19 protein-coding genes are annotated in these 22,039 nt (G+C 55.0%); 10 read left to right on the top strand and 9 right to left on the bottom strand.

Translation table 11 applies throughout. From position 1 onward, the window contains the following. The first annotated feature begins 3 nt into the window (after window positions 1-3). On the top strand, window positions 4-516 hold the full coding sequence (locus BJ917_RS01000) for a hypothetical protein (protein ID WP_008018043.1): 513 nt from the start codon (window positions 4-6) through the stop codon (window positions 514-516). A gap of 26 nt (window positions 517-542) precedes the next feature. Next, entirely contained in the window at window positions 543-1,403 is an 861-nt protein-coding gene (locus BJ917_RS00995; protein ID WP_008018044.1) for an oxaloacetate decarboxylase, read from the top strand. Between the two features lie 312 nt (window positions 1,404-1,715). Here BJ917_RS00995 and BJ917_RS00990 read toward each other — a convergent pair whose 3' ends face one another. The 7 genes from BJ917_RS00990 to BJ917_RS00960 form a co-directional block, all read right to left on the bottom strand. Further along, entirely contained in the window at window positions 1,716-3,017 is a 1,302-nt protein-coding gene (locus tag BJ917_RS00990) for an MSMEG_0569 family flavin-dependent oxidoreductase (RefSeq protein WP_008018045.1), read from the bottom strand. A gap of 50 nt (window positions 3,018-3,067) precedes the next feature. After that, window positions 3,068-3,403 carry an MSMEG_0570 family nitrogen starvation response protein gene (locus BJ917_RS00985; RefSeq protein WP_008018046.1) on the bottom strand — a complete coding sequence of 112 codons (336 nt, stop codon included), beginning with the start codon at window positions 3,401-3,403 and terminating at the stop codon, window positions 3,068-3,070. Between the two features lies 1 nt (window position 3,404). Then, window positions 3,405-4,436 carry a sll0787 family AIR synthase-like protein gene (locus BJ917_RS00980; RefSeq protein ID WP_008018048.1) on the bottom strand — a complete coding sequence of 344 codons (1,032 nt, stop codon included), beginning with the start codon at window positions 4,434-4,436 and terminating at the stop codon, window positions 3,405-3,407. Next, window positions 4,429-4,989: an MSMEG_0567/Sll0786 family nitrogen starvation N-acetyltransferase gene (locus tag BJ917_RS00975; protein ID WP_008018049.1), complete on the bottom strand. Its 561-nt coding sequence runs from the start codon at window positions 4,987-4,989 to the stop codon at window positions 4,429-4,431. Before BJ917_RS00975 ends, BJ917_RS00980 begins: the two co-directional genes overlap by 8 nt. Before the next feature lie 14 nt (window positions 4,990-5,003). Further along, entirely contained in the window at window positions 5,004-6,086 is a 1,083-nt protein-coding gene (locus tag BJ917_RS00970) for an MSMEG_0568 family radical SAM protein (RefSeq protein ID WP_008018050.1), read from the bottom strand. Continuing rightward, a complete protein-coding gene (locus tag BJ917_RS00965; RefSeq protein ID WP_008018051.1) occupies window positions 6,073-7,050 on the bottom strand; it encodes a Nit6803 family nitrilase in 978 nt (325 codons plus the stop codon). Before BJ917_RS00965 ends, BJ917_RS00970 begins: the two co-directional genes overlap by 14 nt. A gap of 122 nt (window positions 7,051-7,172) precedes the next feature. Continuing rightward, the gene (locus BJ917_RS00960; RefSeq protein WP_007969977.1) at window positions 7,173-7,655 is read right to left on the bottom strand and encodes an MSMEG_0572/Sll0783 family nitrogen starvation response protein; all 483 of its coding nucleotides are present in this window, start codon (window positions 7,653-7,655) and stop codon (window positions 7,173-7,175) included. Window positions 7,656-7,897: 242 nt separating this feature from the next. Here BJ917_RS00960 and BJ917_RS00955 point away from each other — a divergent pair, with 242 nt between their 5' ends. The 7 genes from BJ917_RS00955 to BJ917_RS00925 all read left to right on the top strand — a co-directional run bounded on the left by BJ917_RS00955 (window position 7,898) and on the right by BJ917_RS00925 (window position 17,234). Further along, on the top strand, window positions 7,898-9,799 hold the full coding sequence (locus BJ917_RS00955) for a sigma 54-interacting transcriptional regulator (RefSeq protein ID WP_008018052.1): 1,902 nt from the start codon (window positions 7,898-7,900) through the stop codon (window positions 9,797-9,799). Between the two features lie 262 nt (window positions 9,800-10,061). Next, window positions 10,062-10,922 (top strand): Pnap_2097 family protein, encoded by an 861-nt coding sequence (locus BJ917_RS00950; protein WP_008018053.1) that lies wholly within the window; start codon window positions 10,062-10,064, stop codon window positions 10,920-10,922. Next, complete coding sequence (scpA, locus tag BJ917_RS00945; RefSeq protein ID WP_121101106.1) at window positions 10,919-12,985, top strand: methylmalonyl-CoA mutase; 2,067 nt, start codon at window positions 10,919-10,921, stop codon at window positions 12,983-12,985. The genes BJ917_RS00950 and scpA overlap by 4 nt, the downstream gene beginning before the upstream one ends. A gap of 554 nt (window positions 12,986-13,539) precedes the next feature. Continuing rightward, a complete protein-coding gene (locus tag BJ917_RS00940; protein ID WP_008018055.1) occupies window positions 13,540-14,487 on the top strand; it encodes a D-2-hydroxyacid dehydrogenase family protein in 948 nt (315 codons plus the stop codon). 64 nt (window positions 14,488-14,551) lie between these two features. Then, on the top strand, window positions 14,552-15,838 hold the full coding sequence (locus BJ917_RS00935; protein WP_008018057.1) for an SLC13 family permease: 1,287 nt from the start codon (window positions 14,552-14,554) through the stop codon (window positions 15,836-15,838). Window positions 15,839-16,031: 193 nt separating this feature from the next. Next, the gene (locus BJ917_RS00930) at window positions 16,032-16,292 is read left to right on the top strand and encodes a DUF2790 domain-containing protein (protein ID WP_008018058.1); all 261 of its coding nucleotides are present in this window, start codon (window positions 16,032-16,034) and stop codon (window positions 16,290-16,292) included. A gap of 96 nt (window positions 16,293-16,388) precedes the next feature. Next, window positions 16,389-17,234 carry a LysR family transcriptional regulator gene (locus BJ917_RS00925; RefSeq protein WP_008018059.1) on the top strand — a complete coding sequence of 282 codons (846 nt, stop codon included), beginning with the start codon at window positions 16,389-16,391 and terminating at the stop codon, window positions 17,232-17,234. 309 nt (window positions 17,235-17,543) lie between these two features. Here BJ917_RS00925 and tnpB read toward each other — a convergent pair whose 3' ends face one another. Together tnpB and BJ917_RS00915 are read right to left on the bottom strand one after the other, a co-directional pair. Then, window positions 17,544-17,708 (bottom strand): IS66 family insertion sequence element accessory protein TnpB, encoded by a 165-nt coding sequence (gene tnpB / locus BJ917_RS32590; RefSeq protein WP_147432530.1) that lies wholly within the window; start codon window positions 17,706-17,708, stop codon window positions 17,544-17,546. Window positions 17,709-18,697: 989 nt separating this feature from the next. Beyond that, window positions 18,698-19,999, bottom strand: coding sequence for a cation:dicarboxylate symporter family transporter (locus tag BJ917_RS00915; protein WP_008018061.1), 1,302 nt, complete (start codon window positions 19,997-19,999; stop codon window positions 18,698-18,700). Window positions 20,000-20,565: 566 nt separating this feature from the next. Here BJ917_RS00915 and BJ917_RS00910 point away from each other — a divergent pair. Further along, window positions 20,566-21,978, top strand: coding sequence for an MmgE/PrpD family protein (locus tag BJ917_RS00910; RefSeq protein WP_121101104.1), 1,413 nt, complete (start codon window positions 20,566-20,568; stop codon window positions 21,976-21,978). Window positions 21,979-22,039 lie beyond the last annotated feature (61 nt).

Raw genomic sequence — 22,039 nt, 5'->3', positions numbered from 1 at the left:
GTCATGAGTTTGGTCAATTTGCGCGGCCGCGTCGCCTATGTATTTGAAGAAGAAAATTTCGATATCGATCAAATCGTCGGCGTCAAAAACATCCGGATAAGCGATGCCGAGGTGTTGGCCAAGGTGGCCATGAACGCTTACGACGAGCACTTTGCCGAGCGTATGCGGCCGGGTGATCTGTTAGTCGGCGCAGCCAATTTCGGCTACGGCCATCCGCACTATCCGCCAATGATAGCCATGCGCAAGCTGGGCATAACAGCCGTCATCGCAGAATCTTTTTCCCCGGGTTACTGGTGGGGCGAAATGGCCGAAGGCTTCGCACAAATCGAGTGCCCGGGTATCACCCGACTGGTGAGCCGCTGGGATGAAATAGAAGTGGATTGGAAAGAGCACCGGGTCATCAACCTCAGTCGAGGCACTGAACTGATTTTCAAGCCATTCAGTGCCTCGGATTTATTGGTTCTCGAGGCTGGCGGGCTCATTCCTTACCTCAAGCTGAAACGTCAATGCCCCTAGCGCCGTCCCTTTACAGGAGAGTTGAAATGCATGCAAAGAAAGGCTTTTATCCGCTGACCGAGGCCTTCAGCGGTCCAAAGGCGTTAGTGATACCTGGGGCCTATGATGCCTTGAGCGCCATGCTCGTCCAGGCGGCAGGTTACCCGGCAGTCTACGTTGGCAGCTATGCAACAGCCGCAGCCGGATTCGGACTTGCCGACGTCGGCGTGTTGACGCTCGAGGAGTTAGCCCGTCATGCCAAGTCTGTCAGTAGCGCCGTCAGCGTGCCGGTGATTGCCGATGCCGAGGGCGGTTTTTTCGACCCTGCCAATATCTGGCGAACAGTACAGGCGTTTGAAGAGGCTGGCGTGTCGGCCATTCACATTGAAGATCATGCCGGTGGTAAACACACTGATCTGGAACAAAAACTGGTTCCGCTTGAATTGATGCTACAGCGCCTGCAAGCAGCCTTGGATGCTCGACGCAACCCTGAGTTCTTGATCATTGCTCGAACTGACGCCATCTGGGCCACGCATGATGTCGACGAATGCGTCGAACGTTTAAAAGCATTCGCCAATATCGGGATCACCCACTTTTTTGCCAACGGTGCAGATCCTGCGACCCTGCGGAAAATTAAACAGAAAGTTCCCGGCAAGTACATCGTGATCAATCTACCCAGCGTTCGTCATCGTGATGAGTGGGACGGCGCAGCGGATCTAGTCATCGATTATGGCTTCTGCCTGCTGGCAGTGACCAAGGCGCTTCAAGTTGCGCTGAAACAATACAAGAGCGATCCGGATGCGGATCGATCGGACGTGCTTCTCGAAGACTTCGAAACCTTCGAGCGTCGTTTGGGATATGCCGATTTCACCGAACGCGCCCTGCGTTATACAAGCAATGAAAGCTGATCGCCCCATACACCATCGAACTTGTCCCATCCGATGGTCGACACTGTCGGAAGGGTTGGATTTTCCTCCCGGAGCGCTCATGAACCCGATGGCGTATCTAGTACTGTGCCTACAACTGTTGACACCGCCTCATGCGGCTCGTCCTCCGGAGATCGTGATGGATACGAGAACGATCCTGCCTTGGGCGGGCTTCGGTCATCCTCCAGATCCCCAGCACCCGGATGCACGATAAACTTTGTTTCAGCCATCCACGGTGCTAGAAGCAAACGCCTCTGGCCTGCTCACACAAGCCAGAGGATTTGGTGGTCTGCCCTACCCTGCCACTAAACGTCGTTTCCGTGAGGTGCCTTCAAGCGCTCCCTCGATAATGTGCTGCACCAGGTACTCCGCGTCCCGCGCTACACCCGAGAAACGTCCTGATCCCCAGGTGTACAACCACGGCAATCCAAGAAAGTACAAACCAGACTGTGCCGTTACTCCGCGTTGGTGGCCAGGATGGCCACGCCCATTGAAGACCGGTGCCTCGACCCAAGTGAAATCCGGACTGAAGCCAATACACCAGATGATGCTGGTGATGCCCTCGCTCACCAGGTCCAGCTCACTACGCTCCTGCACGGGTACCCAACTCGGCTGGTAGCGCTCGCCGGAAGGCGCATCAATCCCTTGTTGCTCGATGTACTTGTCGATCGAGCCGTTGATCCGGTTGTACACCGCATCGGCGTTGTCCAGATTCTCGGCCAGGTTGTTCGCGAACTGCAGGCGTGTACCTTGCAAGCCGTCGAGCCGACCGAACAGCTCCATGCCTTCGCGGGCAAAGTTGCGCAGGTCAATATCACGGCCACCATCGCGACCGGTCACGTAGTGGTTGGTGTTATCGCGCACGCCTTCACGCAACGGATGGGTATCAACGCCAATCTCGTAGTAACCCATTTCCGCCAGCCAATCGACCACGTCCTTGCCCCGGTAGAAACGTGCGCAACGTGGCGCATCACCGACAGCCAGATAGACTTTGCGCCCGGCCAGGTGCAAGTCCTCGGCGATTTGCGCACCCGACTGCCCGGAGCCAACGACCAGCACATTGCCGATGGGCAAGGCCTGCGGATTGCGGTATTGCTCGGAGTGAAGCTGATGAATACCCGCCGGCAAGCGTTCGGCCAGGCGCGGGATGATCGGTGTGTGATAACCGCCCGACGCGACAATCACCTGATCGGCGGTGAATTCGCCTTGCGAAGTATGCACCTCGAAACCACCTTGGGTTCGAGGCACCACGCGCTGGACCGTGACACCTTCACGGGCCGGAGCATTGACCGATTTGACGAATCCGGCCAGGTATTCGTTGATCTCGTCCTTCTTCATGAACCCATGAGGATCGCTGCCGTTGAAGCCGTCTGTGTAACTGTAGCCAGGCAATGCGCATTGCCAGTTGGGCGTCACCAGACTGAAGGCATCCCAGCGCTGATTGCGCCAGGTGTGGGTCAGGCTGTGTTTTTCCAGGACCAGATGATCGATGCCCTGCTGTTGCAGGTAGTAGCTGGCGGACAACCCGGCCTGACCGCCGCCGACGACGATCACGCTGTGGTGTGGAGTTTTGATTGAAGTGAGGTGGCTGGTCATGGGGTGCTCCGGTACTGGGTAACGAAAGGGTTAAGGGAAAAATCGATGAATCAGAATGAACCCCAGCCGGTGCCGAACACCTGACCGGCGCCTTCGGTACGCATGCTCAGAATGTCCACCTGGCCATCGGCGAGGGCTGGATCAACCAGGTAACTGGCCTGGCCCTTGAGGGAACTCAAGGTGTCCATCGCCGAACTGCAATAGAAACCCTTGACCTGCTTGACCCGTTCCGAGGCATTGTTCAATGCGCTTTCGATGCGTTGCAGAAAGTCCGTCAGCGGGTAACTGGCGCCCTCCTCCAGGTATTGATAGATCACGGTCGAAGGCGAATAACCGGTCGCTTCCCGGCCATTGGGCCAGCGGATTTTGAAATTGACGGCGGGCATGTCAGTGCTCCTGTTGATTAGGTTTTAAAGCGGTCAGATCGAGATGGGGATAGCTGAAGCCGGTAAACGGCTGCTCGCGCAGGTTCCAGAAGTCGCCGTGTTGTGCGCCGGACTGGACACGCAACGTGCCACTGGCGTTGACCTGGCCAATGCGTTCGCAGCGCACGCCTTCAAAGGCAAAAGCGCTCTGCACTTGCGGCCAGTCACGCTCATCCAGCGTCATCAAAAAGCCATAGCTGGGAAACACCTGAAGCCAGCGAGCGAGATCGGCATCCGGCGGGCACGGCAGCGACGCCAGGTCGATGGTCGCGCCGCAGCCGGTGGTTTCCAGCAACATCAACAGGCTGCCGAGGACACCGGCGTTGCTGATGTCTTTAGCCGCGTGCAGGCGCTCGGCTTCAGCCAGGCGCGGCAGCACATCGAGCTTGCTGCGCAAGCGTTCGGCGCGTACGCCATCGAAGGCTTTCCAGTACGTGCTGTTGGCATGCCAATGCCCTTCAAGGTCCACCGCCATGGCGATGACCTGGCCGGGACCGACATGCAAGGTCGACAGTAATTTTCGGGCGCTGCCGGTAATGGCCACCGCCAGCGCAGCTGGATTACCCGCCGTGAGGCTGGTGTGCCCACCGGCCAGCAGCAAACCATAGGCCTCGCAAGCAGCACGAATACCCTTGAGGATTTGCTGCGCGGCCGCGTCGTCGTGATGCCAATAAGCGTTGACCACCGCCGTGGCGCGACCGCCCATGGCGGTGATGTCGCTGACATTGGCCATGACCGCCGACCACCCGGCAAACCACGGTGCCGCCTCGACGAAGGCCGGCAACATGCCTTCGATGGCCAGCAGCTGAAAATGATCGCCACAGGCAATCGCTGCCGTGTCATCGCCGGGCAGGGCGTAAAGTTGCTCGCGGGTCAGCGCTTGTGTTGCGCTGCCGATAACGGCCGCAGGTTGCTGGATCGCCTGTTTCGAGCGCATCGCTGGGGTGTTGCGCAAGGTCTCGAGCAGCGCGGGTAAATCAACGACGTCAGTCATGGCGAGCCACCTTCAGCGCACGTAACGACACTTGGCGCGGCATCAACGGGTAGCTCGGCAAATCCGCCTGCATCAGGTAATGCGGCTGGCCGAGCAATTCCAGTTGTTCGAGGGTTTGCCAGCTCAAGCCGTGAAAGTAGGTTTCGTTTTGCGTCTGTACAGTGGCGCGAAACATCTCGCAACCCAGGTCCTTGGCCCGAGACACCGCTTCATTGACCAGCGCCCTACCAATCATGCTGTGCCGCCGATACGCCGGCGCTACGCACAAGCGTCCGCCGTACCACAAACCCGGCTCTGGCTGATAGATGCGCACCGCACCGACCACCTGATCAGCGATGCCGCAATTGCCGGCCAAGGCGACGATGGCGATCGCCTGGAAATCATGGCTGTCTTTGTCCTGCACCAGCAGTTGTTGCTCATCGGAAAACACCGAACGGCGCAGGGCGAAATAGGCCTGTTTCTCCCAGTGTTCGCTGGCGGGTTTGACCAGCAATTCACCGGCACGGAACGGTTCGAACGTGCTGTCGACCAAAGCAAAGGCGAGATTCAGCATGGGTGTTCTCCGGCTTATTCGTAGCTTTTCAGGGCCGAGCACGCGCCGCATTTGGCGCACCCAGCGTTGATCTGATCGGAGTGCAAACCGTGGCGACGTAGGCTGGCGCCGATCTGCGGGTAGAGCCTGGCCATCATCGCGCTGTCGGGTTTCGGGTGATGAGCCAACGGTGTGCCATCGATGGGTACGAACGGCACCACGAACGGGTACACACCCAGCGCGCATAAACGCTCGCTCATTTCACTGATCGCTGCTTCGCTGTCACCCAGGCCGGCGAGGATGTAAGTGCTGACCTGGCCACGGCCAAACACTTCGACCGCCGCACTGAAGGCTTCGAAATAACGGCTCAACGGGACTTCGGCCTTGCCCGGCATGATCCGTTGGCGCACTTCATCGGTGACCGCTTCCAGGTGCATGCCGAGCGACACTACGCCGCTGTCGGCCAAGCGTTGGAACCAGTGATCGTCGTCCGGCGGCTCGCACTGGGCCTGAATAGGGAGATCGACGGCGGCTGTGACCGCCGCGGCGGATTCACACAAAATCGCCGCGCCACGGTCCGGGGTTTGTGGAGTGCCGGTGGTCATCACCATATGCTTGACGCCGTCGAGTTCCACTGCAGCTTTTGCCACTTCGGCCAGTTGCTGCGGACGTTTTCGGGCAATGGTCTTACCCGCTGCCAGCGACTGGCCGATGGCGCAGAACTGGCAGGAACTGCCGCGGTCATTGAAGCGAATGCAGTGCTGCAACACCGTGGTAGCGAGTACATCACTGCTGTGCAACGTGGCTATTTTCCAATAAGGGATACCGTCGGCAGTGCTCAAACCATAGAACTTCGGCACGCCTGGCATCTGCACTTGACCGACCTGCAGGCCTTCGCGAAAGATCAGCGCCTGGCTGCCATCGGCGCTGGGTTGCGCTTGATAGGGTGAATCCTGCGAGGCCTGATTGAGGATCGGCACCATCATGGTCCGGCTGCCAAAACTCAGCGCCTTGTGATCCGACGGTCCCGCGCCACCTTGCCGGGACAAGCCGTTCTGCGCAGCCGGCCAACGCACGCCATGGCATTGCAGTTCAGCGAGCAATTCATTGGTTTGCATGATCGGACTCCTCGTCGGCAACCGATGCAAAGTGGCCGCCGCGCTCATGGACATGCGCCGTGGGCGTGCGGTCGATCAACAGGCTGAGCAACTCCGGACGGCTGTAGTGCCCGACCGAATCCATCATGCGTTTGCGCTTGTCGATCAGTGCCAGATCGAGGTCGGCAATCACCACGCCTTCGCCGGAACGCAGCGGTTCTCCGAGCAATTTGCCTTCGGGAGAGACGATGGCGGTGAAGCAGCCACCCGAGATCGGGCCGAGGCCGCAACCGGTGTCATGCATGATCTGGCCCTGCTGATCGGCATCCAGCCATGCGGTGGCGTTGACCACGAAGCAGCCGGATTCCAGGGCGTGATGGCGGATGGTGACTTCGATTTGCTCGGCAAAAATATCGCCCACCAAGGAGCCGGGAAACATCGCAGCGTGGATCTGCTCGCCGTCCGCCATCAAGGCGTAACGGGCCAGCGGGTTGTAATGCTCCCAGCAGGCCAGCGAGCCTATGCGCCCCACGGCACTGTCGATCGCGCGCAGTCCCGAACCATCGCCCTGACCCCAGACCATGCGTTCGTGGTAGGTCGGGGTGATCTTGCGTCGATGCTGAATCAGGCTGCCGTCGGCATCGAACAGTAATTGCGCGTTGTAGATCGTGCCGCCATCGCGTTCGTTGACGCCGATGGAAACGACCATCCCCGCTTGCTTGCAGGCCTCGCCAATCGCCAGCGTGGCGGCGGATGGCACCGTGACCGATTGATCGAGCAATTTGAGGTGCTGTGCGCCCATGGCAAACGCCGGTTGCACAAACGAAAAGTACGGGTAGTAAGGCACCACCGTTTCCGGAAACACGGCGAACTGCACGCCTTTTCGACCGAGTGCGATGATCTGTTGGCAGACCTTGTCCACGGTGCCTTCGCGGCTGTAAAGCACCGGGCTGATTTGTACGGCGGCTGCGCGAATAATGGCCATGAGGGGTCCTGAGGTCAGTAGTGTTTGTAAGATCGACAACGGTCCTGTAGGAGCTTGCTTGCGATGCGGGCGGTGCGGTGTATCAGACGCACCGCCATCGCGAACAAGCTCGCTCCTACATATCAGGCCGTCCAGGTATCGATAATCATCGCGCCCTCACGGCGCATCAGCAGGCGCAGGTCCATTACGTCCAACGGATTGATCGGGCGGATGCCTTCGATCAGGGCTTTTTCGGTCTGCCCGTACAGGGCTTGCAGGGCGAAGCGGCAGGCGTAGACCTCACCGCCCTCTTCCATGAATTGAATGAGCTGCTTGTTGACCGCCAGGTGACCGGGGAAGGCTTCGGCACCCAGCGTCGGGAAACCGCGCTGCACACCCAGTTGCACACCCGGCCCGTACAGCAGAATCTTAGTTTCGAAGCCTTTGCGCAGCAGGCGTTTGGCCTGAAGCATATTTACCAGGCCAATGGAGCCCTCGAAGGCGATGGTGTGGAAGGTGATCAGGACTTTTTCGCCGGGCTCGGCCTTGATGTCTTCGAAGACTTTCTCTTCGTAATTGACCAGGAAGTCGCCGTCTTTGTAATGGGGGATGTCCACGGTTGGCATAGTGTCGCTCTCCAGTTGCTTCGTGCTTGAACGCCAGCCTGTGTTGGCTGCCGGGTTACAGGAGAGAGAGCGAATGCCGTGCCAGGAAATAAAATTATTTTCTGTGCAGTGGTAAGTGATTGATTAGGTTACGAATGACAATCTGATCCGGTTTTATATTGCGCATCTGATGCTATCGGTGAATCACGCATTCCCGTAGAAATACGAATATTCGTAGCGGCCAATCACGAGACTTCGTAGCCATGACTGAAACAGACTCTCTCAACGGCTGGGCCGATCTGGCGTATTCGTCGCGGCACATGGTGTTCGAGCATTGCGCCGAGGCCATCGCGCTGCTCAACCCGTTTTCTGATCGGCTGGGTGACCTGAACATTGCTGCCTGTAAGTTGCTCGGCTACCCGCGTCAGGAGTTGCTGGAGCTACCGGTGAGCAAGCTGTTCGGCCATCAATTGGCCGACCTGATCGTGTTCACCCAGGCAGTGATGGACAAAGGTCGTGGCTGGACCGAAGAGTTGAGCTGCAACTGCAAAAGCGGCGAGCGCATCGAGCTGGAAATCTCCGCCACCACCTTGCAGATCAAGGGTGAGCAGCACTTGATTCTGGTGATGCGCGAGTTGAGTCATGAAAAGTACCAGCGCGACCAGGCGCATACCGAGCGCACCATGCGCGGCGGGCTGATCGAGTGGCGCAACATTCTCAACCTGTTTCAGGAAAGCGAGCGCGATAACCAGCTGTTGCTCAGTTCGGTGGGCGACGGCATCTACAGCATCAACAGCGAAGGCCTGGCCACCTTCGTCAACCCGGCCGGCGCGCGTATGTTGGGCTGGGAACCCCAGGACATGATCGGCAAGAACATCCATCGCATTCATCACCATACCCACGCCGACGGCAGCCATTACCCGGTCGAAGAGTGCCCAATCTACAAGGCCGTGCGCGACGGCGTGGTTCATGAAGGTCGCCAGGAAGTGTTCTGGCGCCGTGACGGCAGCTCGTTCCCGGTGGAATTCACCAGCACGCCGGTGATATCGGACGGCCGAATCGTCGGCGCGGTGGTGGTATTTCGCGACATCACCGAGCGGCGCAGTACCGAAAACCAACTGCAAAATGCCCTCGATGAACTCAAGGTCCTCAAGGATCGCCTGGAGGAGCAGAACGCCTACTTGCAGGAAGAGATTCATATCGAACACAACTTCCGCGAGATCGTCGGCCAGAGCGAGCCGATCAAAAAAATCATCAAACAGATCGACGTGGTCGCCCCCACCGATGCTAGCGTGTTGATCAACGGCGAGTCGGGGACGGGAAAGGAACTGATCGCTCGCGCCATCCATCAGGCCAGCCGTCGTAATGCCAGCCCGCTGATCCGGGTCAATTGCGCGGCGATTCCTGCCGAATTGTTCGAAAGCGAATTCTTCGGGCACATTCGCGGTGCCTTTACCGGCGCTGTGCGAGATCGCGTCGGGCGCTTTGAACTGGCCGATGGCGGTACGCTGTTTCTCGACGAAATCGGCGAAATCCCGCTGGAGCTGCAAAGTAAACTGCTGCGGGTTTTGCAGGAAGGCCAGTTCGAACGGGTCGGCGAAGAACGCACCCGCAAGGTCGATGTGCGGATCATTGCCGCGACCAATCGCGATCTGCGCCAGGAAGTCGCTGCGAAGCATTTTCGTGAAGACTTGTATTTCCGGCTCAACGTTTTCCCGATCCAGTCTCCGGCGCTGCGTGAACGTCCGATTGATATTGCGCCCCTGGCGGCGCACTTCCTCAAGCAGACCGGCAAGCGCCTGAACATGCCAGGGCGGCGCTTGCGTAACAGCGATATCGAGCGGCTGCAAAGCTACTCCTGGCCGGGGAATATTCGCGAACTGCAAAACGTCATTGAGCGCGCGCTGATCACCTCCGTCGGGGCGGATCTGAACCTAGACTTACCCGACGAACCTAAAACCACCGTCACCCAAAAGCCTTTCCCCTCGTCCCAGATCATGACTGACGCGCAGATTCGGGAGCTGGAGCGCAACAACATGAAGGCCGCGCTCAAGGCCTCCGACGGCAAACTGTTTGGAAAAGGTGGCGCAGCCGAACTGCTGGGCCTGAAACCCACGACCTTGGCGTCGAGGTTCAAGCGGCTGGAAATCAAGTTGGAGAACTGATTCGATCGTGGGCATGGTTTGGCACTTGACCACGCAATCTCGTAAAAGCCTCTACGAAAATTCGTATTTCCACGCAATTACGTAATTTCTGCGACGCCATCAGCGATGCCCTGGCGTATCGGACACTAAAAAATAATATTTATTATCAAATAGTTAGCGACTAGCTTGAAACCATCAACGTGCTGGCACGACCTTCGCTTCTGAGTGCTGCAACCGATAAGCCAAACGGGCCATCGATAACAGCAGATCCAGGATGCCTACCATGCCGACAACCTCTGCTTTCACCGTCTCACGTTCAGAAACCTACCTGGCTTCGATGCCCAACCTGGCCTTCACCGGCCTGTCGGAAAACTGGTTATTGAAAGAATGCGGGCATCAACATTGGCTCGCACTGGCCCAACTGCATGATCGGCCTCTGCCTGATTTCGTGGATGAGCAAGGGCGCATCGCCTATGCCGCGTTCACCGCAGTCAAAACATGGAATTTACAGCTGGAAGCCATCATCGAGAATCGCTCGTTCCAGATTCATACGCGGATCGGGCGCGGTGGACAGGCCCGGCATTACAGCGAACATGAGGTTAGACTGGGTGATCGCCTTGTGGGGCAACTGGCATTGCTGTCCACCTTTGTGAGCCGTCAAGTACCGGGCGATAATCGCAGTGTCAGCAAAGCATGTTTGAACGGCACTCAAGTACCCGCGACCCCGCTACCTGAGGCGTTGCAAGCACTGCAAGCCGACAATCGTCGAATACGCAGCGGCGACTGGTGCAGTCATTTCGGCATTGACCGTCAATCAACCGAAGCGCGCGTGTTTGATTTTACGCCCTGCCCTGACATCGACTTCAACGGTGCCGACCTTCTGTACTTCGCCAACTTTCAGGCCCTGGTCGAACGTGCGGAATGGGCACTATTGGGATTGCGCCACCCCGGCCACATTCGTCAACGCGAGCTGCACTTCTACGGCAACCTCAATATCAGCGACAGCGTGCAGCTCAGACTGCACACCTGCCAGTCAGGTCATCGAGAGTTGCACTGGTGTGAAGTGTATCGGCGCAGCGACCTCTTCAAGCTGGCTGACATTTTCACCCGGAAAATCCACCTCTCCGATTGCAGCCGACCATGAGCCATCCTCCTCTCTGGCGGCCCGAAGGCCTGCGACTCAAGCCGGTGTACCACGGCAGTGACCTGGACGGTCTCGAGCACCTGCACAGCCTGCCCGGCAAAGCGCCTTTTGTGCGCGGCCCCTATTCGAGCATGTACCCGGAAAAACCTTGGACCGTGCGCCAGTACACCGGATTCGCGAGTGCCGACGCCAGCAATCAGCGTCTGCGGCAACGTTTGTCCGAGGGCGCAACGGGTATATCACTGGCCTTCGATCTGCCGACTCATCGCGGTTACGACTCAAGTGATCCGCAATGGCAGGCGGATGTCGGCAAGACTGGTGTCGCCATCGATAGCGTCGAGGACATGGCCGAACTGCTTGACGGCATAGCTCTGGACCAGGTGTCGGTGTCACTTACCATGAGCGGCGCAGTGCTGCCGGTGTTGGCAGCGTTCATCGTTGCCGCAGAAGAATCTGGCGTCGCTGCGACTCAACTCAGCGGCACGATCCAGAACGATATTCTCAAAGAGTTCACGGTACGCAACACCTACATTTTTTCGCCAGAACCCTCAATGCGCATTACCACGGACGTGATCGGCTACTTGAACGAACACGTGCCGCGGTTCAACCCGATTTCGGTGTCCGGCTATCACTTTCAGGAGGCCGGTGCGGATGCGGTGCTGGAGCTGGCATTGACCTTGGTCAACGCCAGAACCTATGCCGAGGAGGTGCAAAAAAGCGGGCTGGACCTGCAAAGTTTCTGTGAACGAATCAGTTTCTTTTTCGGCATCGGCAGCGACTTTTTCACCGAAATCGCCAAGTGTCGCGCGGCCCGTCTGCTCTGGTCCGAAATCACCCAGGCCCTGGGCGTGCAGAGTGAAAAAGGCCGGGCACTGCGCATGCACTGCCAGACCTCAGGCTGGTCGCTCTGTGCTCAGGATCCGCTCAACAATGTTACGCGCACCACCGTCCAGGCCATGGCCGCGGTATTTGGCGGTACGCAGTCTCTGCATACCAACGCCTGGGACGAGGCCTTGACACTACCCAGTGAGGCCTCGTCGAGATTGGCCAGCAACACCCAGCACATCCTTCAACAGGAAACCGGACTCTGTGATGTGGTCGATCCTTGGGCTGGGTCCTACCTGATGGAATCACTGACAGCAAAAATAGCTTCGCTGGTTCGTCAACGAATCGCGGAGATGGATGCCCGGGGTGGCGTGCTGCAGTCGATAGAGTACGGTTGGATCAGTCAGGCCATTCATTTGCAAGCAATGGCCACCCAGGCCCGCCTTGACGGCGGGATTCAACGGCGCGTTGCTTTAAGCGAACAAGTACAGACAACGCAAGAAGGAGCGTCCGCCATCGACAGCCAGGCACTGCACGACCGTCAGTGCCAACGCCTGAGCCACTTGCGCCTGAGGCGCGACACTACTCGGGTTGAAGACCTTCTGCATTCGATTACTGAGTGCGCACGCTCGGGCCAGGGCAACTTGCTGGAGGCGACCGTGGCGGCTATCAGAGCTCGGGCGACATTGGGTGAATGCACCCAGGCACTGGAAATAGTCTGGCCACGATTTCGGCAGGACCTGAGCTTTCACCGCGGTCACTTTGGCCCCTCCGTGTGCAAACAACCTGGTTGGGCGCGGGTCGCTGCGTGCATCGCGAATTTTGCCTCTCACCATGGGCGGCCGCCCAGGATTGTTCTGAGCAAGCTGGGTCAAGACGGGCATGACCGAGGGGTTCGGCTAATGGCTGCGGCGCTATCCGATGCAGGCTTCCAGGTGCGCCTTCTGCCGCTGTTTCAAACGCCGATTCAATTACTTGAATCACTGGATGACGATAGCCCGGTGGACCTGATTGGAATTTCCAGCCTGGCCGGGGCACATCACGAATTACTCACTGAACTGTTGAACCTGTTGAACGAACGCGAACTCGACGTTTCGGTGGTGGTGGGAGGAATCATTCCGGACGCCGACGCGCGACAGTTACTGCGCTTGGGAGTCAAAGCTTGTTTTGGTCCTGGCCAGGACGTGATTGAAATTATTGAACACCTGGTCGATCTACTCGTGCCCCCACATTCGTAGCGCCATACATCAACTTGACTCCCCTTGGGCACCGAAGGTTTACCCTACTCCGCAAGATGCACCACGGGATAGCGAATGGGCGGTGACTCGCTTATTGACCTTAAACGATGACTGAAAGCTGCCAAGTCAACTGCGTCTCCACAGGAAACGAAAATACGCACTTGGCAAAATGAATAAATATGCAACTTCATTCATCGCTGACAACAAGCGATCGGCGGTACAAAGTTAATCACTCCGCTTACAAGGAGATTGAGACTTGTTGCATTCAGCATAATAAAAACTGTGTGAGCGCGACATCAACTAACCTCCCCACACAACTAATAATACGCTTTAATCCTTATCTCGCATGACTTGGAACCTAAAGGTGGAGTTAAATAGAATTGAGATTTTTCTGCCGTCTGACAACGTGGATGCCATTGTTGACCAAGCTACCGCTCTTGATTTTTTTGCAATCGAGACTGGCAAAAAACTCAGTTGTCTGTATTGGGTGTACTGGCTAACTTGGACGATAGATCACCGCCCGAGTTACTCCCTAAACTATTAGGAATATGAAAATGCGAATTGCCGTCCTTAATGATATTCACCATGCCTACGAAAATACCGCTGGTATCCGCCGATTGCGTGAACACGCTCAGGTCAAGATCTTCACTGGACCTATTAGCGGGCCGAGCGATTTGAGAGGTTTTGATGCGGTCATTGCCAATCGTGAGCGGACCTTGTTCACTGCGGAGTTTTTGGAACAATTGCCAGATCTTCGTATTATCGCTCAAACGGGCAATCATGCTTATCATATCGATCTGGAAGCCGCGCAAAAGCTGGGTATCGTGATTGCCAAAGCAACAGGGGGGTTCTGCACCAGTGCGGGTGAATTCACCTTCGGATTGATGATGGCGTTGATGAGAGAAATCCCATGGGTCGACAACGCGGTCAAAAATGGTGATTGGCCGACGCCCATGACGCGAGTGCTGCGCGGCAAAACGCTGGGCATTGTAGGTATGGGCAATATCGGTCGTTACGTAGCGCAGGTTGCCCAAGTGTTTGGCATGAATGTCGTCGCTTGGGGGCCCAGGCTTACAGCGGAAATCGCTACAGCGGTTGGAGCCAAGGCATTGGACCTGGATGAGTTGATGAAGCAGTCAGACATCGTTTCGGTTCATGCTACGTTGGCTGCAGAATCGAGAGGCCTGATTGACGCACGACGTTTGGCCTTGATGAAACCATCAGCCTACATTGTCAATACCGCACGCGGCCCCATTATCGATGAAGCCGCGCTTGTGCACACTCTTGCAGAAGGTCGTATAGCTGGCGCAGCACTGGATGTATTCGATCAGGAACCCCTGCCTAAAGGGCATGCCTTGACTGGCCTCTCCAATGTAATCCTCACTTCCCATATCGGCTGGCCGACCGATGAGATGTATGCGCAATTCGCTGACGCCGCTGCTGACGCTTTGCTTGGATGGAAGCAAGGCGTTGATGTCCCGCGCTTCCTCCCTCACCACTAATACTCGCCCTTCCCCGGGGCCGATCGGTCCCGGTCAACAACAAGAATAAAAGGAAGAGGTTTCGATGCTTACTGTATTGATTTTATTAGCGATCGTGGCGTCCATCGGTATTGGCTATTGGCTAAACGTCAACACCGGACTCTTGGCGATTGTATTCGCCTATTTACTCAGCGTTTGCATACCCGGTATATCGCTGAACGATTTGGTCTCACTTTGGCCTACAAAACTGTTCCTAATCATCTTTGGTGTCACGTTTTTCTTCGGTTTTGCTATCGCAAACGGCACACTTGAGCAAATAGCAAACCGGGTCGTCTATGCGACACGCAATCGTCCTGCGATGATACCTTTTGCCTTATATGGACTGGTAATGCTGATTTCTGGCGTGGGACCAGGACACTACGCTGTATTTGTTTTTCTCTCCCCCCTAGTTATGGCAGTCGCAAGCAAAACCGGCATGAGTCGACTGCTGGGGGCTGTGATCGTTGTATGCGGCGGAATGGCCACTACTTTCAATAGCATTAGCCTCGGTGGTCGAGTAACCCAAGGAATCTTTGAACAAATGGGCTTCAACACCCCCACTGCGGAACTCTTTACACACCAATTATTGTTGGATTCACTAATCGTACAAACTGTAATCTTTGTTGCCTCCTATCTGTTGCTGCAAGGCTACAAGACCCGATGTTTAGTGGTGGATGCTCCGCCTCTATTAGATGCAGTGCAGCGTAAAACGGTCATTCTTGTGCTAGTCATATTGGGACTCGTCGTTATACCTAGCCTTTTGGCTGTAATTATCCCTGGACAAGGAATCTTCACAACTATCAGATCAGCAGTAGATCCAACATTCATCTCAATACTGGGTGTTGTCTTGGCGCTGATTTGCAAAATCGGAGATGAACGCATTGCCCTGACCAAAGTGCCGTGGTCAATCATCATATTGCTGTGTGGAATGGGAATGCTCATCTCCGTAGCAACGAAGGCTGGCACCATCGACGTTTTATCTCAATGGTTGGGATTACATGTTGGAAGTAACTCCGTGGTTTACGCCACCGGAATCTGCGCTGGGATTATGAGCTTTTTTTCAAGTACGCTTGGTGTAGTAATGCCAACGTTGTATCCGATCGTACCGGGCCTGGCTGCACAGACGGGCGTGGGTCCAACAGTCCTATTTTCCGTCATTACTTCCTGCGCAATCATGACTGGGTTCTCGCCGTTTTCTTCTGCAGGCGCCATGGCACTGGCAGGTGTCCAGGAAGATGCCGAGCGCAGCAGACTTTTCTATCAACTCTTCATGGTTCCGCTGTTAGGTATAATAGTTGTATTCGCATTGGCATTTCTGAGAGTGCTGGGATAAGTAATACTATTAAGACAGATACTCGGAGGCACGATGGTGAGGACCGGGCATGAGTGATGTTCCTTTGTGCAAAAATGCATAGAACGTGTGCAGGGATGGGGAATTTTCAGCATGGGGGTGTTTCATCAGAATGATCACAAGCCGACATGACGACGCTCATGAAGGTAAACAACGTGACTTCTGGAGAAATATCATGAAATTTATAACCACCCTTGGCACTCTGGTGATTGCAACCGTTAGCGCTTTTGCTTATGCAGACCAGGACACCGTGCCCCCCACCACCCCTTACAGCTATGCAATGAAGCTCGATGTGGCCAAGGTGATTGCCATGGATGAACCTGATTCCGCAACGTGCCAAGTGATCGAGGCGTATATGACCTACAGTACGACCGCAGGGAGTGTGAAACGAATCAGTTATCGAAAATTTGCCCAATCGTGCAACTTTCAGAACTGATGCTGTTTGTTAACCGCTCAATCGGAAGCCTAGCCGTGGCAATGTGGCGTTGCCACGTGACAGGCAGGCACCATAATCCGGCAAAGGACGTACGTGATGTTTGATTGGGAAGATCTGCGCTACTTCTCGGTGTTTGCTCAAGAACAGTCGTTATCCGCAGCAGCTCGCAGGTTAAAAGTTGATCACGCGACAGTAGCAAGGCGAATCAGTGCACTGGAATCGTCATTGAATCTTAAATTGGTAGACCGTCGCCCCAGGTCCTACGTGCTGACAGCGGACGGCGAACGAATTGCCATTTTGGGCAAACGCATGGAAGTCGAATCCTTTGCAGTGGAGCGCAGTGCGTTAGCAGGTCAGGTCGGGGTTGTCGGGGAGGTGACAGTCAGCGCGCCGCCTGCGTTGGCCTGTTCATTAATTGCTCCGCACCTAGGGAAACTTCGTCAGCAACATCCTCAACTTTCTCTGCAACTGCTGGGCAATTTAGGCAGCGCGTCCCTCACTCGTCGGGAAGCGGACATCGCTGTTCGCTTGAGCCGCCCTACAGAGCCCGACTTCGTCGCGCGAAAAATCACAACCATTCCGTTTGCCTTGTATGGCTCCGCCGATTATCTGGATCGGACACCCGCCGATCAGTTGACCTTCATCGCCTATGACGAAAGCATGGACCAAACCACTCAGCAGCTATGGTTGCTGAAACAAGCCGGTGATCGCCCAATTCTGCTACGCAGCAACGATCTGAACATTCAGGCAATGGCAGCGAAAGCAGGTGTCGGACTTGCAGCACTACCCTACTTCCTCGGCGAACAATATTCACTTCGGCCCACCGCCATTTTTGGGCCGGGACTAGAGCGCGAAGTATGGCTGGTGACTCATAGCGACATTCGTAGTAGCGCACCAGTGCAGTCTGTAATGACCTTCCTGACCCAATGTCTAGCCAGGTAATACATCACCGTCTGAGAGTATTTACACCACCGATTGGCGATTTTAACTAATTCCTCGAGAGACGACTTCAACAGACAGTCTTTAGTCACTAAAGATCGCGAAGATATGCCGTCATGAGCACTAAAGCCTATCCCTCCCTAAGCCCCCCATTCACTGCGTGAATCTACGTTGGGATTGCCTCGATCATCACTTGTGGCGGATTGGTTGAGATTCGGAAGCGAAGTCATTCCGACGACTTTGCCAGAGCAGCCTAATAGCGACGATAGGCTCATCGGACAATTACACGGCCTGGGCTGGTCGAGCCAGGCGTTATATGATGTAAATCGCGCTGCCTGGCCCAACTCTTTGCCAAGGCAAACGCAGCGCCAGGGCATGCAGTTGTTCGGCACCTAGTTCCATGTGAGAGCCGTGTCGAGAACCCGGCCACGAGAACTTGCCTTGATGCGGGCGGCGCGCCGCTAGCCAGATACCCACCCGTCGCCCATTTGCACTTTCTTGCGATTGACGCGGCGGTTAGCAAACAAATAAGCACAGTGCAGTTGCACCGCACCGAACACGGCGACCACACGCGCCAGAGCGGTTTCGGAACCGGCGCGCATGTCCATGGTATCGGGCGAGCCAGATGGAGTCGATGCGGATCATCGCAACAGGTCTCGAAGAAAGGTCGCGCAGGCAGGCGCTTTCGGTCGGCCAGTTCACTTTGACAGTGTCACGCGGGTGTGGGATTTCAACGCAGAAATTCGATGACGCAGCTTGCGAATTTGCTCCGGCTAGCTGCATGGGTAACGGAATAAAGCAGTTTGCAGTTCCGTGTTTTTTTGCGTTTACACTCGAATCAATTTGTGGACGAGGTTCGCGTTGAGGCTATGGCTCAGCGCGACACTGGCAATCGAGGCACTGGGCTGGGCGCACTCTTGAATAAATTGGACCTTGAAGGATTTGGAGTACCAGCTTAAAAGGCTAAAACTGGTGCCCACTTAAATATAAGCGCGTAGCTTGGCTTTGTAGGGCTGGGTAGATGACTTGGCCGGACGGATACGGGGTGGCAGCAGATAACCATATCGTCCGCGCACGCAATCCTTGCATGCAGACGTTTGGCGGAGTCAAGCTTTTCCTAGGCCAGAATGAAACGCCAGTAATAGACATTAGTTAACGGTTCGAAAAAAACGATCGCTGGGGGCGGCCACGGTGCGAGTGTTTGGCTTCATTGGTACATGGTGGCTTTCCGTCAATGATTTCGATAACGGACACGTCAAACCGTTGTTTGACAGCCGCAATACACTGCCACCCGGGAAGCACCGACGCAGACTCTTCCCCGTAAAGGCCTCGACATGGTGCACTTAATTTAAGTAGGCACACTGTCAGGCCTATTTTACGGATCCTTCCTGCATTCACACGTCGGTGAAATCGAGGCAGTCGTGCCAAATCACATTTCGAAAATCACTGGCCCGCGTCGAAGAAAATTAAAGGGCTGCATTGGGTGTTCGTCCAAGTGTGCGTTCATATTCAATCTGTGCGGTCTGTTCTGAAAACTCTCCCGCCCATCTAGATACCACTACGGTAGCCACACTATTACCGATTGTGTTGCAGATTGCATTCGCCATGGACATAAACCGATACACTCCAAAAATCAACGCGAGCCCCTCGACCGGCAACACCCCGATCGCGCTCACCGTTGCCGCGAAAACGACAAAACTGCCACCATTGACTGTTGCCGCTCCTTTGGATGTCAGTAGCATGATCGCTAGAATCCCTAGTTGCTGGTCCCAGCTGAGTGGAACGCCATAGGCATTGGCAATGAATAACATGCAAAGCGACATGTAAATCGAAGTGCCATCAAGATTAAACGCGTAGCCAGTGGGCAACACCAATCCGACGCTCTGCTTAGAGCAGCCAAATTTTTCAAGCTTTTGCAGAAGACGAGGTAGGGCACTTTCTGACGAGGCAGTGCCTAAAACGATTAGGATTTCGTCCTTGATGTACTTCAAGAATCGCCACAGACTGAACCCGGACATACGGCATATCACACCTAAAATTACAAAGATAAAAAAAGCGACAATGACGTAGAACATAAGTACAAGATTTGCCAACGACATCAATACGGCACTGCCGTTGCTCCCGACGGCGTAGGCAACGGAACCGAAGGCTCCGAGTGGAGCAAGTTTCATAATCAAGTTGATGAACTCAAAGAAGCATTCAGATATCCGAGTCAATCCGTCGTCAATGAAGTTTCGACGTTCCGGCTTAAGAGCCAGAAGGGCGAAGCCAAATACCACAGAAATAACGAGCACCTGGAGCATTTGCCCACCTGAGAACGCACCCACAAAATTATCTGGAAAAATTCCAAAAAAGAACTCCATGGTCGATGTGGGGGCATGGGCCTTGGCTACAGCCGAGTTGGCCGCCGCCGTTGCAGCGCTACTGGGGTGGGCGCCATGCATGTTGGCACCGATATTAAGCAGATTGCCCCACAGGAGTCCTATGGCTAATGCGATCGTTGAAACAACTTCAAAATAAACTATCGCCCTCACGCCCACCTTACCGACTCGTTTAATATCGCCCGCGGAAGCGATACCCTGAACTACCGTAAAAAAGACCAAGGGGGCCACGGCAGTCTTTATTAGCTTCAGAAAGATATCTCCAAAGATTTTGAATTTAGTCGCTAGTTCTGGTGCGAAGAACCCTAAAGCGATTCCCAACCCCATGGCAGCGACAACCTGAAAAGTCAGGTTCTTGTAAACCGGCTTTCTTTTTTTTATGGTCATGCAAGTGCTCTCGTTATTATTGTAGCTGGAAAGTTATAATTAAGAACAACAGATTAATTCGGGTCTCGGGTCTCGGGTCTCGGGTCTCTGGTCTCGGGTCTCGGGTCTCGGGTCTCTGGTCTCTGGTCTCTGGTCTCTGGTCTCTGGTCTCTGGTCTCTGGTCTCAGATCTCGACGACAAAGGCTGAAATGGTCACGTGACGACTCAATTACAAAGTTAACGCACGCTGCTGACAATCGAGTTTTACGCCTCAGATGGTTGAGGAAAAATCAAGCTAGAGGGAGATCGGTTTTAAAGAGGATGGTTTAACTCCACTCTAGCAGTTGAGCTTTTTTCAAACGAATCAAGACTTTTAGTCGCTTGAGCTTGCGCGAGCATTGCTTGATGCTTCCCTGAGTCGGTTCGTAGTTTAGATAAGTGGCTCGAACGCATTAAAAAATTGCGGTGCAATGTTCTGATTCAGAAAAAATCCAAACTTAGGGGGCGTTTAAATAGTTCGCACGTTTGATAATTTTGGTTTCGGCAAACATCTGAAAAGCGAAAAATTACATTTCGGTTAGGGTATTATGGAAAATAAAAAAGAAAACATCACCTTTGAGTTGGCCTCTTTAGCAGTTAGCATCCGGTTAGAGAATATTCCTCCACACGTGCTGGGTATTGCTCGCCAAGCCGTACTTGACTGGCTGGGTGTCAGCATAGCCGGTGCCGATGAGTCAATTACAGATAAGCTTGTCGAGTTTATGGTGTCGGAAGGAGGTCTCCCTCGCTGCACTCTTATAGGCAGTCTGGATCGTCTTCCAGCCTCTGCGGCGGCGTCGATCAATGGCACGGCATCGCATGCGCTAGACTACGACGACGTAAATTTTTCCGTGCCTGGCCATGCCTCCGCGCCAGTGCTTGCAGCGGCGTTGGCGCTTGGCGAAGAACTCCATGCCAGCGGTGCACGCGTTTTGGAGGCGTTTATTGCCGGTTACGAAATTTCCTGTCGAGTTGGCCAGTTGATTGCACCTAATCATTATTCGAGCGGCTTTCACGCGACAGCAACAATGGGCTGTTTCGGAGCTGCTGCTGCGGCTTCTCGTTTGCTTGGACTTGACGCGGATGCTACGTCACGGGCGCTGGGGATTGCATCAACTCGTGCGGCAGGGTTGAAGGCAGCATTTGGATCTTCATGCAAGGCGTTGCAAGTTGGGGAGGCTGCACGTGGCGGTCTTGTAGCCGCAATGTTGGCTCAGAAAGGGGTAGATGTGCCGGAGGACATGATAGGTCATCGCCTTGGCTTCGCCCGGACGCACTCGTCCGATTGGGCTGAACTTTGCGCACTGAGGTCTCCTCGTTATGTAGCGGACTTCGCTGTGAAGACCACGGACGAAGCGCCTGTTTATGACTATCATCTGGAAACCAATCTTTTCAAATACCACAACTCATGTTACGAGACTCACTCAGCTATTGAATGCGCACTCTACCTCGCTCGCACTGAAAATGTAGAGGCATCCAATGTTGTTGCGCTAGATATTCACGTGAATCCACATTGCGACGATATCTGTAATATTGCTTGTCCTTTAACGCCGCTGCAGGCCAAATTCAGCCTTAAACATACGGTGGCGATGGCCTTGCTCGGCAAAAACACAGCAGACCCAAGTGCTTTCAATGACGAAAACATAGCAGATCCACAGATTTTGGCTTTGCAAGAATTGACACAAGTGATTTTCGATCCGGGATTGCGAGTGCCGGAAACCATAGTGCGCATCAAGTTGCGGGACGGACGTGAAGTAGAGCGAAAACATGATTCGAGCCGTCCGGAAAATGACCTCAACGCGCAGAAAAAACGGCTCACGAACAAGTTCCGGGCATTATGTGAAGGGCATCTTCCCTTATCAAAAATTGAAGAGATAGAGCGGAAAGTTTTTGAATTAGAGTCCCTAGTTAACATTTGCGAATTGGTACGCCTAACTGCTAGAGCTACGCCTCAGCCCTAACATGGTTGCCAAAGATGCAAAGAGGTATTGTTACAGGGGATACCCGCTGCAGGCAACGGGG

Source organism: Pseudomonas sp. WPR_5_2 (assembly GCF_003634475.1).
Taxonomy (GTDB): domain Bacteria; phylum Pseudomonadota; class Gammaproteobacteria; order Pseudomonadales; family Pseudomonadaceae; genus Aquipseudomonas; species Aquipseudomonas izuensis.
The sequence above is the reverse complement of the archived record's forward strand: the minus strand, read 5'-3'. Positions and strand labels throughout refer to the sequence as shown.